The 21690-nt window shown below is 66.0% G+C and carries 16 protein-coding genes; 9 read left to right on the top strand and 7 right to left on the bottom strand.

Annotation, left to right across the window (positions count from 1 at the left end):
* Positions 1–62 precede the first annotated feature (62 nt).
* Genes ACU8YE_RS21275 through ACU8YE_RS21265 form a run of 3 tightly spaced genes read left to right on the top strand, consistent with a single transcriptional unit; the run spans position 63 to position 6026 of the window.
* The gene (locus ACU8YE_RS21275) at positions 63–3269 is read left to right on the top strand and encodes an efflux RND transporter permease subunit (RefSeq protein ID WP_446929539.1); all 3207 of its coding nucleotides are present in this window, start codon (positions 63–65) and stop codon (positions 3267–3269) included.
* A complete protein-coding gene (locus tag ACU8YE_RS21270; RefSeq protein WP_433868355.1) occupies positions 3262–4575 on the top strand; it encodes an efflux RND transporter periplasmic adaptor subunit in 1314 nt (437 codons plus the stop codon). Before ACU8YE_RS21275 ends, ACU8YE_RS21270 begins: the two co-directional genes overlap by 8 nt.
* A complete protein-coding gene (locus ACU8YE_RS21265; protein WP_446929557.1) occupies positions 4575–6026 on the top strand; it encodes an efflux transporter outer membrane subunit in 1452 nt (483 codons plus the stop codon). Before ACU8YE_RS21270 ends, ACU8YE_RS21265 begins: the two co-directional genes overlap by 1 nt.
* Positions 6027–6029: 3 nt before the next feature.
* Here ACU8YE_RS21265 and ACU8YE_RS21260 read toward each other — a convergent pair whose 3' ends face one another.
* Positions 6030–6944: a hypothetical protein gene (locus ACU8YE_RS21260; RefSeq protein WP_446929538.1), complete on the bottom strand. Its 915-nt coding sequence runs from the start codon at positions 6942–6944 to the stop codon at positions 6030–6032.
* A 359-nt stretch (positions 6945–7303) separates the two neighbouring features.
* Between ACU8YE_RS21260 and ACU8YE_RS21255 the strand changes: the two genes are divergently transcribed.
* Complete coding sequence (locus ACU8YE_RS21255; protein ID WP_446929537.1) at positions 7304–8896, top strand: N-acyl-D-amino-acid deacylase family protein; 1593 nt, start codon at positions 7304–7306, stop codon at positions 8894–8896.
* A gap of 31 nt (positions 8897–8927) precedes the next feature.
* Here ACU8YE_RS21255 and ACU8YE_RS21250 read toward each other — a convergent pair whose 3' ends face one another.
* The gene (locus ACU8YE_RS21250; protein ID WP_260803514.1) at positions 8928–9581 is read right to left on the bottom strand and encodes a helix-turn-helix domain-containing protein; all 654 of its coding nucleotides are present in this window, start codon (positions 9579–9581) and stop codon (positions 8928–8930) included.
* 94 nt (positions 9582–9675) lie between these two features.
* On the opposite strand from ACU8YE_RS21250, the gene ACU8YE_RS21245 reads away from it, so the two are divergent.
* The 4 genes from ACU8YE_RS21245 to ACU8YE_RS21230 are packed head-to-tail and all read left to right on the top strand — an operon-like array spanning position 9676 to position 14151.
* A complete protein-coding gene (locus tag ACU8YE_RS21245) occupies positions 9676–10968 on the top strand; it encodes an MFS transporter (protein ID WP_433868358.1) in 1293 nt (430 codons plus the stop codon).
* Between the two features lie 11 nt (positions 10969–10979).
* On the top strand, positions 10980–12503 hold the full coding sequence (locus ACU8YE_RS21240) for an amidase (protein WP_446929536.1): 1524 nt from the start codon (positions 10980–10982) through the stop codon (positions 12501–12503).
* Between the two features lie 24 nt (positions 12504–12527).
* Positions 12528–12884 carry a RidA family protein gene (locus ACU8YE_RS21235; RefSeq protein WP_147218740.1) on the top strand — a complete coding sequence of 119 codons (357 nt, stop codon included), beginning with the start codon at positions 12528–12530 and terminating at the stop codon, positions 12882–12884.
* Between the two features lie 13 nt (positions 12885–12897).
* Positions 12898–14151 carry an NAD(P)/FAD-dependent oxidoreductase gene (locus ACU8YE_RS21230; RefSeq protein ID WP_446929535.1) on the top strand — a complete coding sequence of 418 codons (1254 nt, stop codon included), beginning with the start codon at positions 12898–12900 and terminating at the stop codon, positions 14149–14151.
* On the opposite strand, the gene ACU8YE_RS21225 is transcribed toward ACU8YE_RS21230, so the two are convergent.
* From ACU8YE_RS21225 to ACU8YE_RS21205, 5 genes are read right to left on the bottom strand one after another with little or no spacing between them, the layout of a single operon-like run.
* Positions 14148–15629 (bottom strand): NAD-dependent succinate-semialdehyde dehydrogenase, encoded by a 1482-nt coding sequence (locus ACU8YE_RS21225; protein ID WP_440839884.1) that lies wholly within the window; start codon positions 15627–15629, stop codon positions 14148–14150. The two genes, ACU8YE_RS21230 and ACU8YE_RS21225, sit on opposite strands and share 4 nt — an antisense overlap.
* 20 nt (positions 15630–15649) lie before the next feature.
* On the bottom strand, positions 15650–16735 hold the full coding sequence (locus ACU8YE_RS21220; protein WP_260803519.1) for a tartrate dehydrogenase: 1086 nt from the start codon (positions 16733–16735) through the stop codon (positions 15650–15652).
* A gap of 29 nt (positions 16736–16764) precedes the next feature.
* Positions 16765–17568, bottom strand: a complete 804-nt coding sequence (hpaI, locus tag ACU8YE_RS21215; RefSeq protein WP_446929534.1) for a 4-hydroxy-2-oxoheptanedioate aldolase — start codon at positions 17566–17568, stop codon at positions 16765–16767.
* Positions 17537–18877, bottom strand: coding sequence for an MFS transporter (locus tag ACU8YE_RS21210; RefSeq protein ID WP_440839886.1), 1341 nt, complete (start codon positions 18875–18877; stop codon positions 17537–17539). Before ACU8YE_RS21210 ends, hpaI begins: the two co-directional genes overlap by 32 nt.
* Positions 18878–18927: 50 nt before the next feature.
* The gene (locus tag ACU8YE_RS21205) at positions 18928–20475 is read right to left on the bottom strand and encodes a UxaA family hydrolase (RefSeq protein ID WP_433868363.1); all 1548 of its coding nucleotides are present in this window, start codon (positions 20473–20475) and stop codon (positions 18928–18930) included.
* A 161-nt stretch (positions 20476–20636) separates the two neighbouring features.
* Here ACU8YE_RS21205 and ACU8YE_RS21200 point away from each other — a divergent pair, with 161 nt between their 5' ends.
* A complete protein-coding gene (locus ACU8YE_RS21200) occupies positions 20637–21689 on the top strand; it encodes a LacI family DNA-binding transcriptional regulator (protein WP_322017964.1) in 1053 nt (350 codons plus the stop codon).
* The last annotated feature ends 1 nt before the right edge of the window (position 21690 follow it).

Raw genomic sequence — 21690 nt, 5'->3', positions numbered from 1 at the left:
GGTCGCCGCCGTTCGAGCGGCCTTCGCCCCCCTTCAACGCACCGCGGTTCTGAAACGCCTCCATGTGGATTGTCCAACTCGCGCTGCGAAGGCCGCTGACATTCATCGTCCTCGCCCTGCTGATCCTGCTGGCGACGCCGTTTACGCTGATGCGTACGCCCACGGACATCTTTCCGGAAATCGACATTCCGGTCGTCAGCATCATCTGGAATTACAACGGCCTGCCCGCCAAGGAGATGGCCGACCGCATCGTGTCTGTCACGGAGCGCAGCCTGACGACCACCGTCAACGACATCGAGCACATCGAGTCGCAATCGTTGAACGGCATCTCGATCGTCAAGGTGTTCTTCCAGCCGACGGCCAACATCCAGACCGCGCTGGCGCAGATCGTTTCGGTGTCGCAGGCGCAGGTGCGGCAGTTGCCACCGGGGACGACGCCGCCGCTGATCATCAAGTATTCGGCGTCGAGCATTCCGATCCTGCAGTTGGGCCTGTCGAGCAACACGCTGTCGGAGCAGGAACTCAATGATGCGGCGCTGAACTTCCTGCGCCCGCGCCTGATCACGGTGCCCGGCATCGCTGTGCCGTTCCCGTATGGCGGCAAGAGCCGGCAGATCACGGTCGATCTCGACACGCAGAAGCTGCTGGCGCAGGGCCTGACCCCCGTGGACATCGTCAACGCGGTGGGCGCGCAGAACCTCATCCTTCCGGCCGGTACGCAAAAAATCGACGCTACCGAATACGGCGTCACGCTCAATGGCACGCCGGGCAGCATCGCCGCACTCAACGCCATTCCGGTCAAGACCAGCAACGGCGCCACGCTGTACCTGGGCGACGTGGCCCATGTGCGCGACGGTTTCTCGCCGCAGACCAACGTGGTGCGCCAGGACGGCCAGCGCGGCGTGCTGCTGTCGATCCTGAAGAACGGCGGTGCGTCGACGCTGGATATCGTCAGCAACATCTACAAGCTGCTACCCACCGCCGCGGCGGCGCTTCCGCAAGACATCAAGATCACGCCGCTGTTCGATCAGTCGCTGTTCGTGAAGGCGGCCATTGAAGGCGTGATTCGCGAGGCGCTGATCGCCGCATGCCTGACGGCCGCCATGATCCTGCTGTTCCTCGGCAACTGGCGCAGCACGGCCATCATTGCGGTGTCGATTCCGCTGTCGATCCTGTCGTCGATCATCGTGCTGCATCTGCTGAGCGAAACCATCAACCTGATGACGCTCGGCGGCCTGGCGCTCGCGGTGGGGATCCTGGTCGACGATGCCACCGTCACCATCGAGAACATCGAGCGCCATCTGCACGAGGGCAAGGAGCCCATCACCGCCATCCTGGACGGCGCGGCCGAGATTGCCGTGCCGGCCTTCGTGTCGACCCTGTGTATCTGCATCGTGTTCGTGCCGATGTTCTTCCTCACGGGCGTGGCGCGTTACCTGTTCGTGCCGATGGCCGAAGCGGTGATCTTCGCCATGCTGGCGTCGTATGTGCTGTCGCGCACGCTCGTGCCGACGCTGGTGATGATGCTCATGACCGGCCACACGCAAGACGCCACGAAAGCCGACGCAAAACCAGGCACATTCGGCCGCATCTACCGGGCGTTCAACACGCAGTTCGAGCACATGCGCGGCAACTACGCCGCCATTCTGGGCGGGTTGCTGGAGCGCCGCCGCATGTTCGCACTGTCGTTCCTGGGCTTCTGCGTGGCGTCGTGCGCGCTGTTCCTGGTGCTCGGCCGGGATTTCTTCCCCGATGTGGATGCCGGGCAAATCCGCCTGCACATGCGGGCACCGTCGGGCATGCGCATTGAAGAAACCGCACGCCTGGCCGACGAGGTCGAAACCGCCATCCGCGAAATCATTCCGAAAAAGGAACTGTCGACGATTCTCGACAACCTGGGCGTGCCGAACTCCGGGATCAACCTGTCGTACAGCAACGCCGGCACCATCGGCACGCTCGACGGCGAAATCCTGATCGCGCTGCAGGAAGGCGAGCGCAAGCCCAGTGCTCAGTACGTCCGCCGCCTGCGAGAAGAACTGCCCAAGCGCTTCCCGGGCGTGGAGTTCGCCTTCCAGCCTGCGGACATCGTCAGCCAGATCCTGAACTTCGGCCTGCCATCGGCCATCGACGTGCAGTTCTCGGGCGCCGACGTGGCCACCAACAAGCAGCTCGCGGGCATGCTGGCCAACCGCATCAAGCAGATCCCGGGGGCGGTGGATACGCACGTGCACCAGCGCTTCGACCAGCCCACGCTGGCCCTGAACATGGACCGCACCCGCATCCAGCAGGTGGGCCTCGAAGGACGCGACGTGGCGCAGAACCTGCTGGTGTCGCTCAGCTCGAGCTTCCAGACCTCGCCCACGTTCTGGCTGAACCCGATCAACGGCGTGGTGTACCAGGTGGCCGTCACCAGCCCGCAGTACCGCATCGACTCGCTCGACGCACTGCTGCGCACGCCGGTGGCAAGCTCGCGCGGTGGCGCCGCACAGGCAGGCGGCCCGCAACTGCTGGGCAACCTCGTGCAGGTGAGCCCTGCCGTGCAGCCGCAGGTCGTCTCGCATTTCAACATCACCCCCGTGGTGGACGTGTACGCCGCCGTGCAGGGCCGAGACCTGGGCGCCGTCGCCAAGGAAGTGCAGAGGGCCGTCGATGACATCCGCCCCAAGCTGCCGCGCGGCGCGCAGGTCACGGTGCGCGGTCAGGTGAAGACGATGGAATCGTCCTTCATCGGCCTGGGTGTGGGGCTGGTGATGGCGATCGTGCTGGTGTACCTGCTGATCGTCGTGAACTTCCAGTCGTGGATCGACCCGCTCATCATCGTGACCGCCCTGCCGGCCGCGCTGGCGGGCATTGCCTGGATGCTGTTCGTGACGGGGACGACGCTGTCGGTGCCGTCCCTCACAGGCGCGATCATGACGATGGGCGTGGCGACGGCCAACTCGATTCTGTTGATCTCGTTTGCGCGTGAGCGATTGGCCGAAGGCATTGCGCCGGTGCAGGCCGCGCTGGAAGCGGGTGCCACGCGCCTGCGCCCGGTGCTGATGACGGCCCTGGCGATGATCATCGGCATGGTGCCCATGGCATTGGGCCTGGGCGAAGGCGCAGAACAGAACGCGCCGCTCGGGCGCGCGGTGATCGGCGGTCTGCTGTTCGCGACCGTCTCGACCCTCTTCTTTGTTCCGGTGGTGTTTGCCAGCGTGCACAACAGATTGCAGCGGCGCGCCGCCCGGCGTAGTCACGATTTGCGGGGAAGCGAAGGACATGTCTGAGCAAACATCCGGTGCCCATTCCGGGGCGCACTCTGGACACTTGGCGGACGGCCCGCCCCACCACGTCGTCACGGTGGACCCGATCGAACAGGTAGACCGCGGCCCTGCCATGCGCCGCGCACGCTGGGTCGTGATTGTCGTGGGGGTGCTCCTTGCGCTGGGCGCTGCGCGCACGCTGGTCGGCCGCTACTACAACGCGCACGCACTGGAGCGGCAGGTGAACGTGCAGACCAGCCGCTACGTCACCACCATCGCCCCCAAACCGGCTCACACCACTCGCGAACTGACGCTGCCCGGTACGCTGCAGGGCTATGTTGAATCGCCCATCTATGCGCGCACCAGCGGTTACGTGCTGCGCTGGTTCAAGGACATCGGCACCCACGTCGACAAGGGCCAAGTGCTGGCGCTGCTCGACACGCCGGAAGTCGACCAGGAACTGAACCAGGCACAGGCCACGCGCAACCAGGCCGCCGCACGCAAGGCGCTGGCGCAGACCTCACTTACGCGCTGGCAGAACCTGCGCCAGAAAGACGCCGTCTCGCAACAGGAACTGGACGAGCGCACCAGCGCCGCCAACCAGGCCCAGGCCGACCTAGCCGCTGCGGAAGCCAACGTGCGCCGCCTGCAGGAGCTGCAAGGCTTTCGCCGGGTGGTGGCGCCGTTTGCGGGCGTGGTGACCAAGCGCAATGTCGATGTCGGCGCGTTGGTCAATGCCGGCAACGCGGGCGCCAACCGCGAGCTGTTCACGCTGGCGCAGACCGATCCGCTGCGCATCTATCTGTATGTGCCGCAGGCCTATTCGCAGCAGGTGAAGGTCGGGCAGGATGTGGCCGTGACGCTGGCCGAGCTGCCGGGCCAGACCTTCCACGGCACCATCGCGCGGGCCTCCGGCGCCATCGACGCCACCACGCGCACCATGCAGGTGGAAGTACAGTTGCCCAACAAGGACGGGCGCCTGCTGCCCGGCGCCTATGTGCAGGTCGCCATCCAGGGCACAGCCGGCGGCGACGCAGCTGGCGCCAGCGCAAAGGCAGATGCACCGGTCGCATTCACGGTGCCGACCAACACGCTGCTCTTCCGCAAGGAAGGCCCGCGCATCGCCGTGGCAGAAAACGGCCACGTCGACCTGCGCCCCGTCACCATCGGACGCGACTACGGCCGCACGGTGGAAATCATCTCCGGCCTGAAGGCGACGGACGCGCTGATCCTCAACCCGGCCGATTCCATCGAGCAGGGCGAAGCGGTGACCATCGTCACGCCGGCCCCGGCATCGGCGCCCGCGGCCTCCGCGCCGCACGCATCATGATCTGCCGACCGCGGCTACGCACCACCGCGCTGGCGGCCTCGTTGATCGTCTCGCTGGCCGGCTGCTCGCTCGCGCCGACCTACGAGCGCCCCGCCATGGACGTGCCGGCGCACTGGCAAACCGAAGCACCGTGGCGTGCCGCGCAACCCGCCGACGCCGCGCCCAAAGGCCCGTGGTGGCAGCGCTTCAACGATCCGCAGCTCGACAAGCTGGTCACGCAGGCGCTGGCGCATAACCAATCGCTCAAGGTCGCGCTGTCGAACCTGGAGCAGGCGCAGGCGCAGACGCGCGTGGCGCGTGCCAGCCTGCTGCCGACCATCACGGCCAACAACAACGACTCGCGTACGCGCACGTCGTCGGAACGGCCGCTCTCGTCGTACACCAGTCCGACCATGTCGACCATCCAGAGCGATTTCGTGCTGCGCGCCGACGCGAGTTACGAAGCCGACCTGTTCGGCCGCGTGCGCAACACCGTCGCCAACGCGGCGGCGAGCGAAGAACAGGCCGGCGCCAATTTCGAGAACTTCCGCCTGCTGCTGGCCGCGCAGGTCGCCACCACCTGGTACAACCTGCGCGAGACCGATGCGGAAATCGCCGTGGTGCAGGAAGGTCTGGCGCTGCAGCATAAGGCGCTCGATTTCGTCACCTCACGGCATCAGGATGGCGTGGCTTCGGGCCTCGACCTCGCGCAGCAACAGGCGCTCGTCGACAGCACCGCCACGCAGGCCGAACTGCTGACCAAGCAACGCGCGCAGTATGAACACGCGCTGGCGACGCTGGTCGGCACACCCGCACCCGCCTTCCATATCGACCCGACGCCGCTCAAGGGCACGGCACCGCAGATTCCGGTGGCGCTGCCGTCTGACGTGATCGAGCGCCGCCCCGACGTGGCCGCCGCTGAACGCGGTGCCGCTGCCGCGAACGCACAAGTTGGCGTGGCACGCGCGGCGTTCTTCCCGAGCGTGATGCTCAACGGCGGTGCCGGTTGGGAAAGCCGCGATCTCGCCCTGCTGTTTTCTGCGCCCACGCTGCTGTGGTCGTTCGGCACGCAGATCGCCCAGACGGTGTTCGACGCCGGCCGCACGCGGGCGCGCGTGGACATTGCCAATGCGGCCTATCAGGGTGCGATCGCCAACTACCGTCAGACGGTGCTGGGGGCGCTGCAGGAAGTGGAAGATGGACTGGCCGGCCTGCAATCGCTGGACCGTGCGGCAAACCAGGCGCGCCATGCCGTGGAAAGCGCCCGCAAGGTCTACGACATTGCCAGCGTGCGGTACGAAGGCGGGCTCGCAACCTCGTTGGACGTGATCACCGCGCAGCAATCGCTGCTGAACAACCAGCGCACGGCCGTGCAGATTCTCGGCCAGCAGATGACGACGAGCGTGTTCCTCGTCAAGGCGGTAGGCGGCGACTGGAACCAGGCCGCAGCCGCGCCGACGGCCAACCGGTAGACGTCAGGCAACGCGGCGCAGAAAACCCGCGCCAACAAAGAGGCCCCCGAGCCAGCTGAGCGTGAGCGCCACCGCGACGAGCAGTTCAAGCAGATCGGTGCCGTCGCCAGGCACGCGCAGCGCCAGCGCAATCACCGCGGCCATCAGCACGCCGGCGGCCAGCAGGCTTACCAGCAGCGCGCCCAGCCCGGTCGACAACGTGCGCACGACCGGCGGATGCACATGCGCCGGCGGACACAGCTCTGACATGCGCGCACGCACATAGGCCGCCGTGCGGGTGCTGTCGGTGGCATCGGCGTGATGCCGCATGACGTGCATCCAGGTTCGGGTGTCCAGCACGCCGGAACTCAGTTCCTGTGCAACGCGCCGCAAGGCTGCGCGCTCGCGTGCGTGGTCGGTGGCGTCAGAGGGCGTTTCATTGGGGGCGGGCTTGTCGAACACGGCCGGTGCTGCAGCAGGATCGGCCAGCCGCACCTCATGCCGATAGGTCACGCGCACGCGGCGCGAAAACCACATATACACTGCCGTGCCGATGAGCAGCAGCGCCTCCGCCGCCAGCAGCAGCATGATCGGCATGCGCCCTGCCGTGCCGCCGGAGGCTTGTGTCGTCCAGGCATGAATGCCGCCGCTCATGGCCAGCGTGGCCAGCAACTGGAGCAGGCCGTATCCGAGCCACACCATCGGAAACCAGCGCACGCGCAGAAAGGCCAGGGTGACGAGCCCCATCGGAAAGACGAGCCCAGCCAGTGCCGGCGCCGCCCGGGCTGCCCCACCGTTGGCCTCGCCGAGCGTGAGCATCATGCCCATCGCCAGCACGATCGCCAGCGCCGGCAGCGTGTTCAGCCACAGCAGTGTCACGAGCCAGCCGCGCACGCCGTACAGGCGATGCGCCCGTGCGCGCGCCGCCGAAATTGCCATCCAACTCTCTTGCATGAAGCTCCCCGACCGGGTCTGCCATGCGTCGCATGTGGCGCAGCATGACTTCTGAATTTTCGCGATTGTGTCACCGGGGCAAGTCAGTTGCCCCCCTCCAAAGTGGGGACAGCCGCACATTGTTGCCAATGTCTTGCCGCATCCAATGCTGGCAAGGCTTTGCGGGTGATTAGTTGTTCTTAATTCAGATATTGATAACGCTGAGTGTTGTATTGGCGTCTGCGCGCAAGCGCTCCGGCACCGCGAACCCCTGCATGTCCGTTCCGCATACCGGGCCGAACCATTTGCATGCGATGTGGGCAACAAGGCTCCGTACACTCGCTGCAAACCACAAGGAAGCCGATATGCGCCCACACCGTCTGCTGCAGTGCCTGCTGTCCGCCCTCACCTTGAGCCTTGCGCTCACTGGCCCCGCCCAAGCCGCGCCGGAGCCTGAACCGGTCGACATCCTGATCCGCAATGGCACCGTGGTCGATGGCAGCGGCGGTGCGCCGTTCGTGGCCGACGTAGGCATCCGTAATGACCGCATCGTGCTGGTGCAGCCCTCCGCCGCGGGCGTGCAGGCGAAGACGGTGCTCGATGCGCGCGGGCTGGTCGTGGCGCCGGGCTTTATTGATCCGCATACGCACGCCTATCACAACCTCATCTCCAAAGACCGACACCAGAACCTGCCGTACCTGCTGCAAGGCGTGACGACGGTGGTGATCGGCAACGACGGCATCGTGCTCGAAGGCGACGGGCCGGATCTCGACCGCATCGGGCCGACGCTCAAGGCGCTGGACGCCAACCGCATCGGCACCAACGTGGCCATGCTGGTGGGCCACAACGCTGTGCGCCACCGGGTGATGGGCGACGTGGCGCGCGCACCCACCGGCGACGAACTCAAGGCCATGCAGGCGCTGATGGAAGACGGCATGCGCGACGGCGCCTTCGGCATGTCGACGGGCCTCGTCTATACGCCTGGCGTGTTTGCCAAGACCGACGAGGTGGTGGCGCTGGCCAAGACCGTGGCCGCGCGTGGCGGCATCTACGACACGCACCTGCGCGACGAGGGCAACTTCCGGACCGGCCTCATCAACGCTGTGAAAGAGGCGCTGGACATCGGCCGGCAGTCGGGCATCCCGATCCATATCTCGCACATCAAGGCGCTGGGCGTGGATTCGTGGGGCAAGAGCGCGGAGGTCATCGGGCTGATGCGTGAATCGCAGGCCAGCGGCATGAACGTATCGGCAAGCCAGTATCCGTACACGGCGTCGAGCACGCACATCATTCCGGCGCTGGTGCCGGGCTGGGCACGCGACGGCGGCAACGACGCGCTGCTCAAGCGCCTGGAAGACCCGGCCACGCGTGCGCGCATTGCCACCGACATGGAAAAGGCCATGCAACAGCGCAACGGGCCGGCGGCGCAGGTGCTGATTTCCACCAAGCCCGAGTACAACGGGCAATCGCTCGAAGCGCTGGGCAAGAAGCTGGGCGTGAGCCCTGTCGATGCGGCCATCAGCGTGATCCAGCACGGCGGCACGAACATCGTGTCGTTCAACATGAGCGACGCCGATCTGGAAGCGTTCATGAAGCAGGACTTCGTGGTGGGTGGCTCCGACGGCATTGCCGGGCACCCGCGTGAGGCCGGCACCTTTGCACGCCGCATCGGTGAATACGTCACGCGCAAGCACGTGATGACGCTGCCGTTCGCCGTTCGCCAGGCGAGCGCCCGCACCGCTGAGATCTTCGGCATCAAGGACCGCGGCACGGTGCAGGCGGGCAAGTTTGCCGATCTGGTCGTCTTCGACCCGGCCACTTATGCCGACCGCGCGAGCTATGAACAGCCGGGGCTGCCGCCTGTGGGCGTGCGCTGGGTGCTCGTCAACGGCGCGGTGGCCGTGGCCGACGGCAAGGCGGTGCCGGATGTTCTGGCGGGGCGGGCGCTGCGCAAGTGAGTCAGTCACGCGGCGCGCGCGGTGACGAAGCTCAGATCACGTCGCCGAGTTCGCGCACGTCGGTGCCGGTGCAGCACGCGAGTATCTCGGCGTCTTCCTTGCTGACTGACAGATAGACGTGGCCGACTGCGCTGTCGAAGTACAGGCTGTCGCCGGGCGCCAGGCGAAAGGCGTCGCCGTTCTCGAAGCGCAGTTCGATCTCGCCGCCCAGCACGAAGACGAATTCCTCGCCGGGGTGGCGGATGTAATCGGGAAAGTCGTCGACCGAGCGCGCGCGGATGTGTGCGCGCATCGGCAGCATGCGTTTGCCGGTTAGCGCGTCGGCCAGCATGCCGTATTCGTAGTTCGGCGTGTCATAGATGACCTGGCCGCCCGACGGCGTAAACGTCGGGCGTAATGGTCCGGCATCCGGCGTGCGGCGGCGGCCCAGCAGTTGCTCGAACTCCAGCCCCAATGCCTGCGCCAGGCCGGCAAACTTCTCATACGTCAGTGCAATGTCGCCGCGCTCGGCCTTGGAGATGGTCGACAACGCCACGCCAGAGCGCTCCGACAGCTCCTGCAGCGTCAGCCTGCGCGCCTTGCGTGCCTCGCGAATGCGCGCCCCCACCTCCTGGTGATTGAGCTGCGCCGGTGCCTCGTCGATGGGGGGATCGGCCTGGACGGCCACTTTTGCGCTGGATGCCACGCACGTCTCCGGGTTTTCTCGTATACGAGAATTTGATTTTTCTCGTATACGATAACTCAAACCCTCCCCAGCCTCCAACCTAGGAGAGCAGCCCGTGTCGACACTCGCCCTCGACAGCCGCCCCGCGCTGTCACGCACGCAAGTCATTGCCGCTACCACCATCGGCACTGCGCTGGAGTTCTACGACTTCACGATCTATAGCTACTTCGCCATCCAGATCGGGCAACTGTTCTTTCCATCGGCATCGCCGGTGAACCAGTTCCTCCTGTCGATCGGAGTGTTTGGCGTGGGCTTTGTGGTGCGGCCGCTGGGCGGCGTGATCATCGGTGCCTATGCTGACCGCGTCGGCCGCAAGAAGGCGATGGTGCTGACCATCATGATGATGGCGCTGTCGTGCGCGCTCATCGCCACGGCGCCCACATACGCCACGGCGGGCATCTTCGCGCCGATGATCGTGCTGGCCGCGCGCCTGATGCAGGGCTTTGCAGCCGGCGGCGAATTCGGGCCCGGCACCACGCTGCTGGTCGAATACGCAAGCGACCGTACGCGAGCGTTCTTTGCGAGCTGGAACTTTGCGGCAACCGCACTGGGCCTCGCGCTGGGCGCGGCAGTCGCCACGCTCATCAACGTGACGCTGCCCAAGGAAGCGGTGCTCGCCTGGGGCTGGCGGCTGCCGTTCCTGCTGGGCATTTTTGCGGCCCCGGCCGGCATGCTGATCCGCCGCCGGCTGGAAGAAACGCTCGACCGCCGCGATGCGGCACCCAGCCACGCCAAGCCGCAAGGCGCGCTCAAGGCAGCACTGACCACGCACCTGAAGCTGACCATTCTCGGCACCTTTGCTGAGCTTGGCGGCTCGGTCTCGGTGTACATCACCGCGTTTTTCCTGCCGAGCCACGCGGTGCGCACGCTGCATATGTCGCCAACGGCGGCGGTGGCTTCCGGCGTGGTCAGCTCGCTGGTGCTGTTTGTCGCCGCACCGATTGCCGGACGCCTGGCCGATCGCTACACCCGCAAGCGCCTGTTGGTCACCGCGCGCGTCATCATGCTGCTGGCGGTGTACCCAGCGTTTGCCTTCCTGAGCGTGCATCCAACGCCGCTGGCGCTGTACGCGGTATCTGCATTGCTGGCGATATTCGTGGCCGCGCAGATCGTGCCCGTGCTGGTGATGATTCCGGAGCTGTTTCCCAAGCACGTACGCGCCACCGGCATTGCACTCACGTATGTGGTGAGCGCATCGTTCTTCGGCGGGTTCTCACCGTTCATCGCGAGCTGGCTGGTGGAGCGCACCGGCAACCCGCTGGCGCCGGCGTGGTATGTGGCGGCGGCGTGCCTGGTGTCACTGGTGCCGGTGATCTGGCTGCGCGACCGCACGGGCGAAGCGCTTTAAAGGGAATGCATATGTCGCACAACGAACAACTTGTCAGCCTGTCTGCGGTGGAACTGCGCCGGCTGATCGGTGCCAAGGAAATCTCGCCCGTCGAGTTGCTCGACGCCTGCATCGCCCGCATCGAAGCCATCAATCCTGCCGTCAATGCCGTCACGGCCACGTGCTTTCCGCAGGCGCGCGAAGCCGCAAAAGCCGCAGAGCGCGCCGTGCTCAATGGCGAACCGCTGGGCCTGCTGCATGGCCTGCCGCTGGGCGTGAAGGATCTGGAAGACACAGCGGGCTTACTGACGACCTACGGCTCGCCCACCGCGCGCAGCAACGTGCCGACGCAAGACGTCTTGCTGGTCGAACGCCTGCGCGCTGCCGGCGCCGTGCTGGTGGCCAAGACCAACGTGCCGGAGTTCGGTGCCGGTGCCAACACGCGCAACCCCGTGTGGGGCGCGACAGGCAACCCGTTCAACCCGATGCTCAATGCCGGTGGTTCGTCGGGCGGCGCGGCGGCGGCGCTGGCGTGCGACATGCTGCCCGTTTGCACGGGCTCCGACACCGGCGGCTCGCTGCGCATTCCTGCCTCCAAATGCGGTGTCGTCGGCTTTCGGCCATCGCCGGGGCTGGTGCCGAATTCGCGCAAGAAACTCCGCTGGACGCCCATTTCGGTGGTCGGCCCGATGGGGCGCACGGTGGCCGAAGCCTGCCTGCAACTGGCCGCCACGGCTGGGTTGTCGGCAAGCGATCCGCTCAGCTTCCAAGTTGATCCGCTGCGCTTTCTCACGCCCGCGCCGCTCGATCTGTCCACACTGCGCGTCGGCTGGACGGAAGACTTCGGCAGCTGCGATGTCGACGCCCGCATCCGCGCGGTCTTCCGCGAACGCATTGCCGCCATCGCGCCGATGGTCCGCTCATGTGAACCCGTGCAGTTCGACCTGGGCGAAGTGCACCGCTGCTTTGATGTGATCCGCGCAGAGAGCTTCGTCGCCGGCCTGCACGATGCTTATGCGCGCGACCCGGCATCGATTGGCCCCAACTCGCGCGCCAACTACGAGCTGGGCGCCGCGATGACGCTTGCCGATTGTGCGTGGGCGCAGGCTGAACAGACGCGCATCCTCAAACGCTTTCAGGCGGCATTCAGTCAGTTCGACGTGATCCTGTCGCCCACAACGCCGGTGTCGCCGTTTCCGTGGAGCGAGCTGTACGCGACACACATCGATGGCCGCGCGCAGGAGAACTATTACCGCTGGCTGGCGCTGACCTACGTGGTCACGCTGACCACGCACCCGGCGCTGTCACTGCCGTGCGGCGTTGACCACGCCGGCATGCCGTTCGGCCTGCAGATCGTCGGGCCTTTCCAAGGAGATCGCAAGACGCTTGCCGTGGCGCATGCGCTCGAGCAGGCTTTCGACGCGTCTGCTACGCTGCGGCGGCCGCGTCCGGACCTAGCCAAGCTTGCGCAGCCGACGCCGGCGCTCCAATCCATCGTCACCGCGCCGCCGGTGTTCGATGCCGCCACAAGCGGCATGGGCACCTCGGCCGTCTGAACCTACAACGGACCTCTTCCCGACATGACCGACATCCAACGCCTCCACACCAACGCCCGCATGAGTCAGATCGTGATCGCCAACGGCATCGTGCACCTGGCCGGGCAAGTACCCGACATCGACTTCAAGTCGGTCACCGAGCAGACCAACAACATCCTCGAGCGCATCGATGCCCTGCTGGCCGAAGCAGGTGTCGACAAGACGCGATTGATTTCCGCCAACATCTGGCTGACCGACGCCAAGCACTTCGCCGAGCTGAACGCCGCGTGGGAAGCCTGGGTGCCGGCCGGCCACGCGCCGACGCGCGCCTGCGTGCAGTCGGGCCTGATGCGCCCGGGCATTGACGTAGAGATCGCCGTCACGGCGCTGGCCAAGGGTTAAGGAGCCGGCCGCCATGCGCTTTGACACCCTTGTGCTGGGCGCCGGCATTGTCGGCGTATCGGTGGCGGTGCATCTACAAAAACGCGGACGCGCCGTCGCCCTGGTGGACCGCCGTGCGCCGGGCTTTGAGACGTCGTTTGGCAATGCCGGGCTGATCCAGCGCGAGGGTGTGTATCCGTATGCATTCCCGCGCGACCTGTCGACGTTGTTGCGTTATGCGAGCAACACGTCGGCGGACGTGCATTACCACCCGGGCGATCTGCCCCGGCTGCTGCCCTTTCTGTGGCAGTACTGGCGCAACTCGCACCCCGCGCGCCACGCGGCGATTGCGCGTGCGTATGCGCCGCTCATTGCGCACAGCGTGAGCGAGCACCGCGCGCTGGCCGAAGCCGCCGGCGCCGCGCGTCTGATCCGCCCAAGCGGCTGGATCAAGGTGTTCCGCAATGCCGCCACGCAGGACAAGGAAACCCGCAACGTCGAGCGTTGGCAGCGCGAATACGGTGTCGCGTTCGAAGCGCTCGACCCGGCGCGCCTCCGCGCGGCGGAGCCTCATCTGGACACATCGCTGCTGGGCGGCCTGCGCTATACGGAAGCGGATTCCGTGAGCGACCCCAACGCGCTGGTCACGGCCTACGCGAAATACTTCGAGCAACTCGGCGGCCGCCTGTTTGAAGCGGATGCCAACACGCTCACGCCCAACGCACCGTGGCTGCTGCAAACCAAGGAAGGCGAGCTGCGCGCGGACAATGTCGTCATCGCCATGGGCCCGTGGGCGGACGTCATTACCTCGCGCCTGGGCTACAGCCTGCCGCTGGCCGTCAAGCGCGGCTATCACATGCACTACGCGCCCGCGCCAGGTGCGCAGTTGAACCATCCCGTGCTCGATGCGGACGGCGGTTACGTGCTGGCACCGATGGCGCGCGGCATCCGCCTGACCACCGGCGCAGAACTCGCGCACCGCGATGCGCCAAAGACGCCCGTGCAGCTCAACGCGGTGGAGCCCGTCGCCCGTAAGCTGTTTCCCCTGGCCGAGCGGGTGGATGCGGAACCGTGGATGGGCGCCCGCCCCTGCACGCCCGACATGTCGCCGATCATTGGGCCGGCGCCGCACCATCCAAGCCTGTGGTTCGCGTTCGGCCATGCACACCACGGCCTGACGTTGGGGCCCATCACCGGGCGCTTGATTGCAGAAATGATGACGGGCGAGATATCCACCGTGGATGTTCGCCCGTTCCGTGCACAACGCTTCTGGGATTCAGCGCGCTAGCTCAACCCGCCCTGGCACAGGTACTTGATCGACAGATAGTCGTCGAGCCCGTACTTGGAGCCCTCGCGGCCGTAGCCCGACTCCTTCACGCCGCCAAAGGGCGCCGCCTCGCTGGCGAGCGCGCCTTCGTTGATGCCGACGATGCCCGCTTCCAGCGCGCGTGATACACGCTCGATGCGGCGGATGTCTTGCGTGTAGAAGTACGAGGCCAGCCCGAACGGCGTGTCGTTGGCGGCCTGCACGGCTTCGGCTTCATCGACGAAGCGGAACAGCGGCGCAACGGGGCCGAACGTTTCCTCGCCGCACAGGGCCATGCCGCTGTTGGCGTCGGCCAGCACGGTGGGCGCATAGAAGTGTTCGCCAACTTCTGGCAAGCGCTTGCCACCGGCCAGCACGCGCGCACCGTTGGCAACGGCGTCGTGCACGTGGCGTTCGATCTTGTCGACGGCGCGGGCGTTGATCATCGGGCCGATCTGCGCATCCGGATCGGTGGCCGGCGCGACTTTCAGCGCGGAAACCCGCTCGGCCAGCATGGCGCCGAAGCGCTCGTACACGCCGGCCTGCACGTAGACGCGATTCGGGCACACGCAGGTCTGGCCGCCGTTGCGGAACTTGGCCGCCAGCAAACCCGTGATGGCCGCATCGAGGTCTGCGTCGTCAAACACGATGAACGGAGCGTTGCCGCCCAGCTCCAGTGACAGCTTCTTCAGCGTGCCCGCCGACTCGCGCGCCAGATACTTGCCCACCGGCGTCGAGCCCGTGAAGGTGATTTTGCGCACGCGGCTGTCTTGCAGCCAATCGGCTACGGCCTCGATGCCGCGATCACGCGAGGCGGAAATCATGTTCAGCACGCCCGGGGGCAACCCCGCTTCCTGCGCGAGCTGCGCCAGTGCCAGCGCCGTGAGCGGCGTGTCTTCCGCCGGCTTGGCGACCACGGTGCAGCCCGCCGCCAGCGCCGGCGCGATCTTGCGCGCAATCATCGCCAGCGGGAAATTCCACGGCGTGATGGCCGCCACGATACCCACGGGCTCCTTGACGGCGCTCATGCGTTTGCCGCGCTGCTGCTGCGGGATGAGGTCGCCGTAGATGCGCGTAGCCTCGTCTGCAAACCACGCAACGTACGACGCGCCGTACATGACCTCGCCGCGCCCTTCGGCAAACGGCTTGCCCTGCTCCAGCGAAATCAGCCTCCCCAGCGCATCGGCATTGGCAACGATGGCCGCGTGCCAGCGGCGCAAGATGGCAGCGCGCTCTGCCGGCAGCGTGTCGCGCCATGCGGGAAAGGCGCGTGCTGCCGCATCGGTGGCGGCACGCGCATCAGCGGCGCTGCTGTCGGGCACGTTGGCGATGAGGCTGCCGGTGGCAGGGTCCGTCACCGCAAAGCGTGCGCCGTCGGTGCCGGCGACCCACTGGCCGTCGATCAGGTTGTCGGTGCGCACGAGCCCCGTCTGGCGGAGTTGGTCAAAGCTGAAAGCCATCGTCGATTCCTTCAATCCGCTCAACCGAGGTGCGCGGCAATCGCCTCGCCCAACTGCGTGGTATTGGCGGTGCCGCCCAGGTCAGGCGTGCGCGGGCCGTCCTTGAGCACGGCTTCGATGGCCGCGACGATGGCGTCGTGCGCGGCACGGCCTTCGCCCTGGCTTTCGGTCAGGAAGTCCAGCATCAGCGCCGCCGACCAGATCATCGCGATCGGGTTGGCGATGTTCTTGCCGTAGATGTCCGGCGCCGAGCCGTGCACCGGCTCGAACAGCGAGGGGAACGTGCGATCGGGGTTCAGGTTGGCGGAAGGCGCCAGGCCGATCGTGCCCGTCGTCGCGGGGCCAAGATCGGACAGGATGTCGCCGAACAGATTGGTGGCGGCCACCACATCGAAGCGCCCCGGCTGCAGCACGAAGCGCGCGGTCAGGATGTCGATGTGCTGCTTGTCGAGCGTGACGTCCGGATAGTTTTGCGCGACTTCATCCGCGCGCTTGTCCCACCACGGCATGCTGATGGCGATGCCGTTGCTCTTGGTGGCGAGCGTCACGTGCTTGCGCTCGCGGCTCTGCGCAAGGTCGAACGCGAACTTGAGCAGCCGTTCTGCGCCCTTGCGCGAATAGACCGATTCCTGGATGACGATCTCGCGGTCGGTGCCTTCGTACATGATGCCGCCGAGCGATGTGTATTCGCCCTCGGTGTTTTCGCGCACGACGTAGTAGTCAATGTCGCCCGGCTTGCGATTGGCGAGCGGGCACGGCACGCCTTCAAACAAACGCACCGGGCGCAGGTTGATGTACTGATCGAACTCGCGGCGGAACTTGAGCAGCGAGCCCCACAGCGAGACGTGATCAGGCACCGTAGCCGGCCAGCCGACCGCGCCGAACAGGATGGCGTCCATGCCTTGCAGTTGCTGCTTCCAGTCGTCCGGCATCATCGTGCCGTGCTGCTGGTAGTAATCACAACTGGCCCAGTCGATGTGCTGGGTTTCGATGCTGATGCCGAAACGGCGCGCGGCGGCTTCGAGCACGCGCAGGCCTTCGGGCATCACTTCGCGGCCGATGCCGTCGCCTGGGATCACGGCGATCCGGTAAGTCTTGCGGGTCATGTCAGATCCGGTAGGAAGAGGAAGAAGAATCAGGCACCTTGCGGCGCGATGAACTCGCGGGCGAGCTTACGGGCGCCATTGGCGAACATCAGGATATCAACACCGGTGGCAACGAAGGTGCAGCCCAGCTCCAGATAGTGACGTGCAAGCGCCGCATCGGACGTCAACGTGCCAGCGGCCTTGCCCGACGCAACAATCGTGCGTACGGCGTTGTCGATGGCAGCCTGCACATCCGGGTGGCCTGCATTGCCACGGTGGCCCATCGACGCTGCCAGATCCGCCGGGCCGATGAACACGCCGTCCACGCCATCCACATCGCAGATGGCTTCGAGGTTTTGCAGCGCGGTGACGGTCTCCGCCTGGACGAGCAGACACGCTTCGTCATCGGCAACCTGCAGGTAATCGGTGCGGGCGCTCCAGCGCGATGCGCGGCCCACGGCACTGCCCACGCCGCGAATGCCGCACGGCGGATAGCGCACCGCGCGCACGAGTTCGCGCGCCTCTTCCGCCGTGTCGACCATTGGCACCAGTAGCGTGCGCGCGCCGATGTCGAGCAAGCGCTTGATGAGCGATGGATCGCCGTTGTACGGGCGCACGATGGGCTCGGCGCCGTACGGCGCCACCGCCTGCAGTTGCGCGAGGATCGTGCGTACATCATTCGGGGCGTGCTCGCTGTCGATCAGCAGCCAGTCGAAGCCGGCAGTGGCACTCACCTCCGCCAAGTACGGATCGCTCATCGCCAGCCAGAAGCCGATCTGGCGTTGCCTGGCGGCCAGCGCGGCCTTGAAACTGTTCGGGCGGTTAAGCGCGCGCGTTTGCATTGCGTTGGTCATGCGAATGGAGTGTTTCAGAAATGGGCTCGAAGCTGATGGGTTCCACCTTGCCGAGCAGGAAGAGGTAATTCAGGATCGCGAGGCCGATCAGCGCGGCGGAAAATACCAGCGCCGGAATGAACGAACCCGTGGCGCCCACGATGGCGCCGGTGACGATCGGGCCGACCACGCCGCCCATGTTCGACACGCTGTTCTGCAGGCCCGCCACCATCGACACGTTGTTGCCCGGTGCCACATCGGCCGGCAGCGCCCAGACTTGCGACGCCGCCACCGTCGTGCCCGACTTGGCGATGCACAGCAGGATGACCGCCACCACCGCCGATTGCGCGAACGCCGCCAGCCCGATGCTCGACGCCATCACCAGGCCGATGATGAGGAACAGCTTGCGTGTGGCCGTGAGCGACAGCTTGCCCGAGGCATACACGCGGTCCGACGCCCAGCCCGCAAACACCTCCACGAACATCGACACGAACAGCGGCAGCGATGCCATGAGGCCCATCTGCATCAGGCCCATGCCGCGCTCCTTGACGAGGTACGTCGGCAGCCACGTGATGAAGAAGTATGAGTTGTAGTTGATCATGAAGAAGCCGATGCACATCGCCCAGATGTTCCGGTGCGTCAGCAGCTTCGTCCAGGGCACCTTGGGTTCATCCTTGCTACGAGCTGGCGGCAGGCCGCGCTGGATGTGGGCCAACTCGGCAGCGTTCACGCCCTTGTGCGCTTCGGGCGTTTCCTTGAACACCGCCCACCACACCACCGCCCACACAATGCCCAGCGCGCCCGTCACCGCAAAGGTGATCTTCCAATCGAACATCACCAGCAGCCACGCGATGAGCGGCAAGGCGACAGCGCTGCCCAGCTTGGAGCCGCTATCGAAAATAGCGGCCACCGTGGCACGTTCCTGCTTGGGGAACCAGCGCCCAGTGATGCCTGCGCTGCTCGGGTACGCACCCGCCTCGCCGATGCCCAACGCCACACGCAGGCCCACGAGCGACTTGAAGCCGTTTGCCAGGCCTGTCAACGCCGTCGCAACGGACCACCACAGCACCGCAAAGCCCAGCACCTTCTTCTGCCCGAAGCGGTCGGCCAGAATGCCCGCCGGCAACTGCAACAGCGCATACGACCAGAAGAACGCGGACATGACGACGCCCATCTCCACCGCGCTCAGGTGGAACTCCTTCTGGATGTGCGGCGCGGCGGCCGACAGCACGGTACGGTCGATGTAGTTGATGGCAATCGCCGCCCACATGAGGCCGGCGACGACCCAGCGCACTTTGGAGCGCGGGCCGCCCTGTGATGTGTCCTGCATGGTTTGTCTCCTGTTTTGTAATAGGTGATGCGAGCCTTCGAGTCGAGGCGTTAACTCACGATGCCCATGTGCCAAGGCACGAATTCATGGTCTCCAAGACCGAGCAGTTCGCTCTTGGTGCGCTCGCCCGAGGCGGTGCGCAGGATGTGCTCGAAGATGTCCTGGCCCATCTCTTCCACCGAACGTTCGCCGTCGAGAATGCGGCCGCAGTTGATGTCCATGTCTTCTTCAAGCCTGCGGAACATGGGCGTGTTGCTGGCGAGCTTGATCGTCGGTGCGGGCTTGGAGCCGAACATCGAGCCGCGCCCCGTGGTGAAGCAGATGAGGTTGGCGCCGCTGGCAATCTGGCCCGTCACGGCGACCGGGTCGTAGCCGGGCGAATCCATGAAGACAAAGCCCGCGCGGTCGATGGGCTCGGCGTATTCGTACACGGCCTGCAGCGGCGTGGTGCCGCCCTTCATGGCCGAGCCGAGCGATTTTTCGAAGATGTTGGCCAGACCACCCTGCTGGTTGCCAGGGCCGACCACACCGTTGAACTGGCCGTTGTGGCCGCGCGTGTAGTTCTCCCACCAGGCGAGCCGATCGAGCAGCTTCTGGCCGACTTCCGGCGACACCGCGCGGCGCGTGAGCATCGTTTCTACACCGTGGATTTCCGGCGTTTCCGACAGGATGGCCGTGCCGCCATGGCGCACCAGCAGATCCATCGCCGCACCGAGCGCCGGGTTGGCGGTAATGCCCGAGAAACCATCGGAACCGCCGCACTCCAGGCCGATCTTGATATGACTGGCCGATACCGGGCGGCGAACGATGTCGTTGGCCGCCGGCAGCATCTTCTGGATGGCGCTGATGCCCGCCTCGATGGTGGCGCGCGTGCCGCCCGTGTCCTGCATCACCAGCGTGTGCATCAGCTTGCCGGCTGCCAGGCCTTGGCTCGTCATCAAATCCGCCACCTGGTTGCGCTCGCAGCCCAAGCCGACGATCAGCACACCCGCCAGGTTCGGATGCCGCGCATAGCCCGCCAGCGTGCGGCGCAGCACATCGAAATGCTCCGACGGCGAAGACATCCCGCAACCGCTCGTCTGCGCAAACGCCACCACGCCATCCACATTGGGAAACGGCGCGAGGCGCTCCGGCGTGAACCACGCCGCAATGTTCTTGATGACGGTGGACGAGCAATTGACCGACGCCAGGATGCCGATGAAGTTGCGCGTGGCCACGCGGCCATCGGGCCGCACGATGCCATTGAACGTAGCGCGCTGCGCCTCCGGGATGTAATCGACCGGGCGCACATCCAGGCCAAAGCCGGGGTCGCGTGCGTAATCGATCAGCTCGACGTTGTGCGTATGAACGTGCTCGCCGGCTTCGATGTCGCGCGCTGCCCGGCCAATGATCGTGTCGTACTTGCGGATGGCTTCGCCCTGCGGGATCCGCCGCGCGGCGATCTTGTGACCGGCCGGCACCTGCGCGCGCAGGCGCACCGTCGTGCCGTTGATCGACAGGTTCGCCCCAAGCGACAGCCCTTCGCGCGCAATCAGCACGTTGTCTGCCGCGTTCAACTGAATCAGCGGCCCAGCGTACGTTGGGGTTGCCTGCAACATCCTTTGCTCCTCCGGGCTGTCTTCTGGTGCAGCCGTCGTTTATCGTCAGTTTTCATGTTACCGGTTTATGTAACCGGTAACATTTGCGCAATCGTAGACGCGTTTTGCGATAATTGCTAGCCCCTTTTTCCCTGTGTTTCCCTAATCGGCCCATCGATCACGTGACCAAGCCCACCACCGTGTCCCTCGTAGATACCGCGCCCCCCGCCACACGCCGCGCGCGCAAGAGCACCGGGCGCGTCACATTGAGCGACCTTGCCAAGCTGGTGGGTGTGACCAAGGTGACGGTGTCCCGCGCGCTGAACACGCCCGAGCTGGTGTCGGGCGACACGCTGGCACGCGTGCGCGAAGCGGTGCGGCAGACGGGCTACACACCGGACCTTGTGGCGGGATCACTGGCATCCAACCGCAGCCGGTTGGTCGTTGCGCTCATCCCGACGATTGCGGGCAGCGTGTTTCAGGAAACGGTGGCCGCGCTCACCACAGAACTGGCTGCGGCGGGCTATCAGTTGCTGATCGGCCAGAGCGGCTATGACGAATCACGCGAAGATGCGCTGCTCGATGCCATCGTCGGACGGCGCCCTGCGGGCATCGTGCTGACCGGCGTGGTGCACTCGGCCAGCGTGCGGCAGAAGCTGCAGGCTGCCGGCGTGCCGGTGGTGGAAACGTGGGACATCACGCGCAACCCGCTGGACATGCTGGTGGGTTTCTCGCATCAGAAGGTCGGCCAGGCGGCGGCGCGCTATCTGAAGCAGCGCGGCGCGAGACACCCCGCCGTCATCACGCCGAGCGACCGCCGCGCACAGGCGCGCGCGCAAGCCTTCGTGAAGGCGTTTGGCTCAGAGGCCGACATTCCCGTGATTGCCGCCGAATCCCCCGCCAACCTGGGCGACGGCCGGCGTGCGCTGGGCACATTGCTCGCGCAGCATCCGGACACCGATGCCATCTTCTGCGGCGCCGACATCCTTGCGCTCGGTGTGCTGATGGAAGCGGAACATCGGGGCATTGCCGTGCCCGGCCAACTTCGCGTGGTCGGCTACGGCGACCAGGTGTTCGCCAAGGACACCACGCCTGCGCTCACGACCATCCGCATCGACGGAACGGGCATCGGCAAGCTGGCGGCAACGTTGCTGATCGATCGCATCGAACACGGCGACGAAGAACGCCGCACGGTCGATGTGGGTTTCACGCTCGTTGAGCGCGACAGCGCGTAGC

It is taken from the genome of Ralstonia sp. VS2407, from assembly GCF_052950655.1.
The sequence above is the reverse complement of the archived record's forward strand: the minus strand, read 5'-3'. Positions and strand labels throughout refer to the sequence as shown.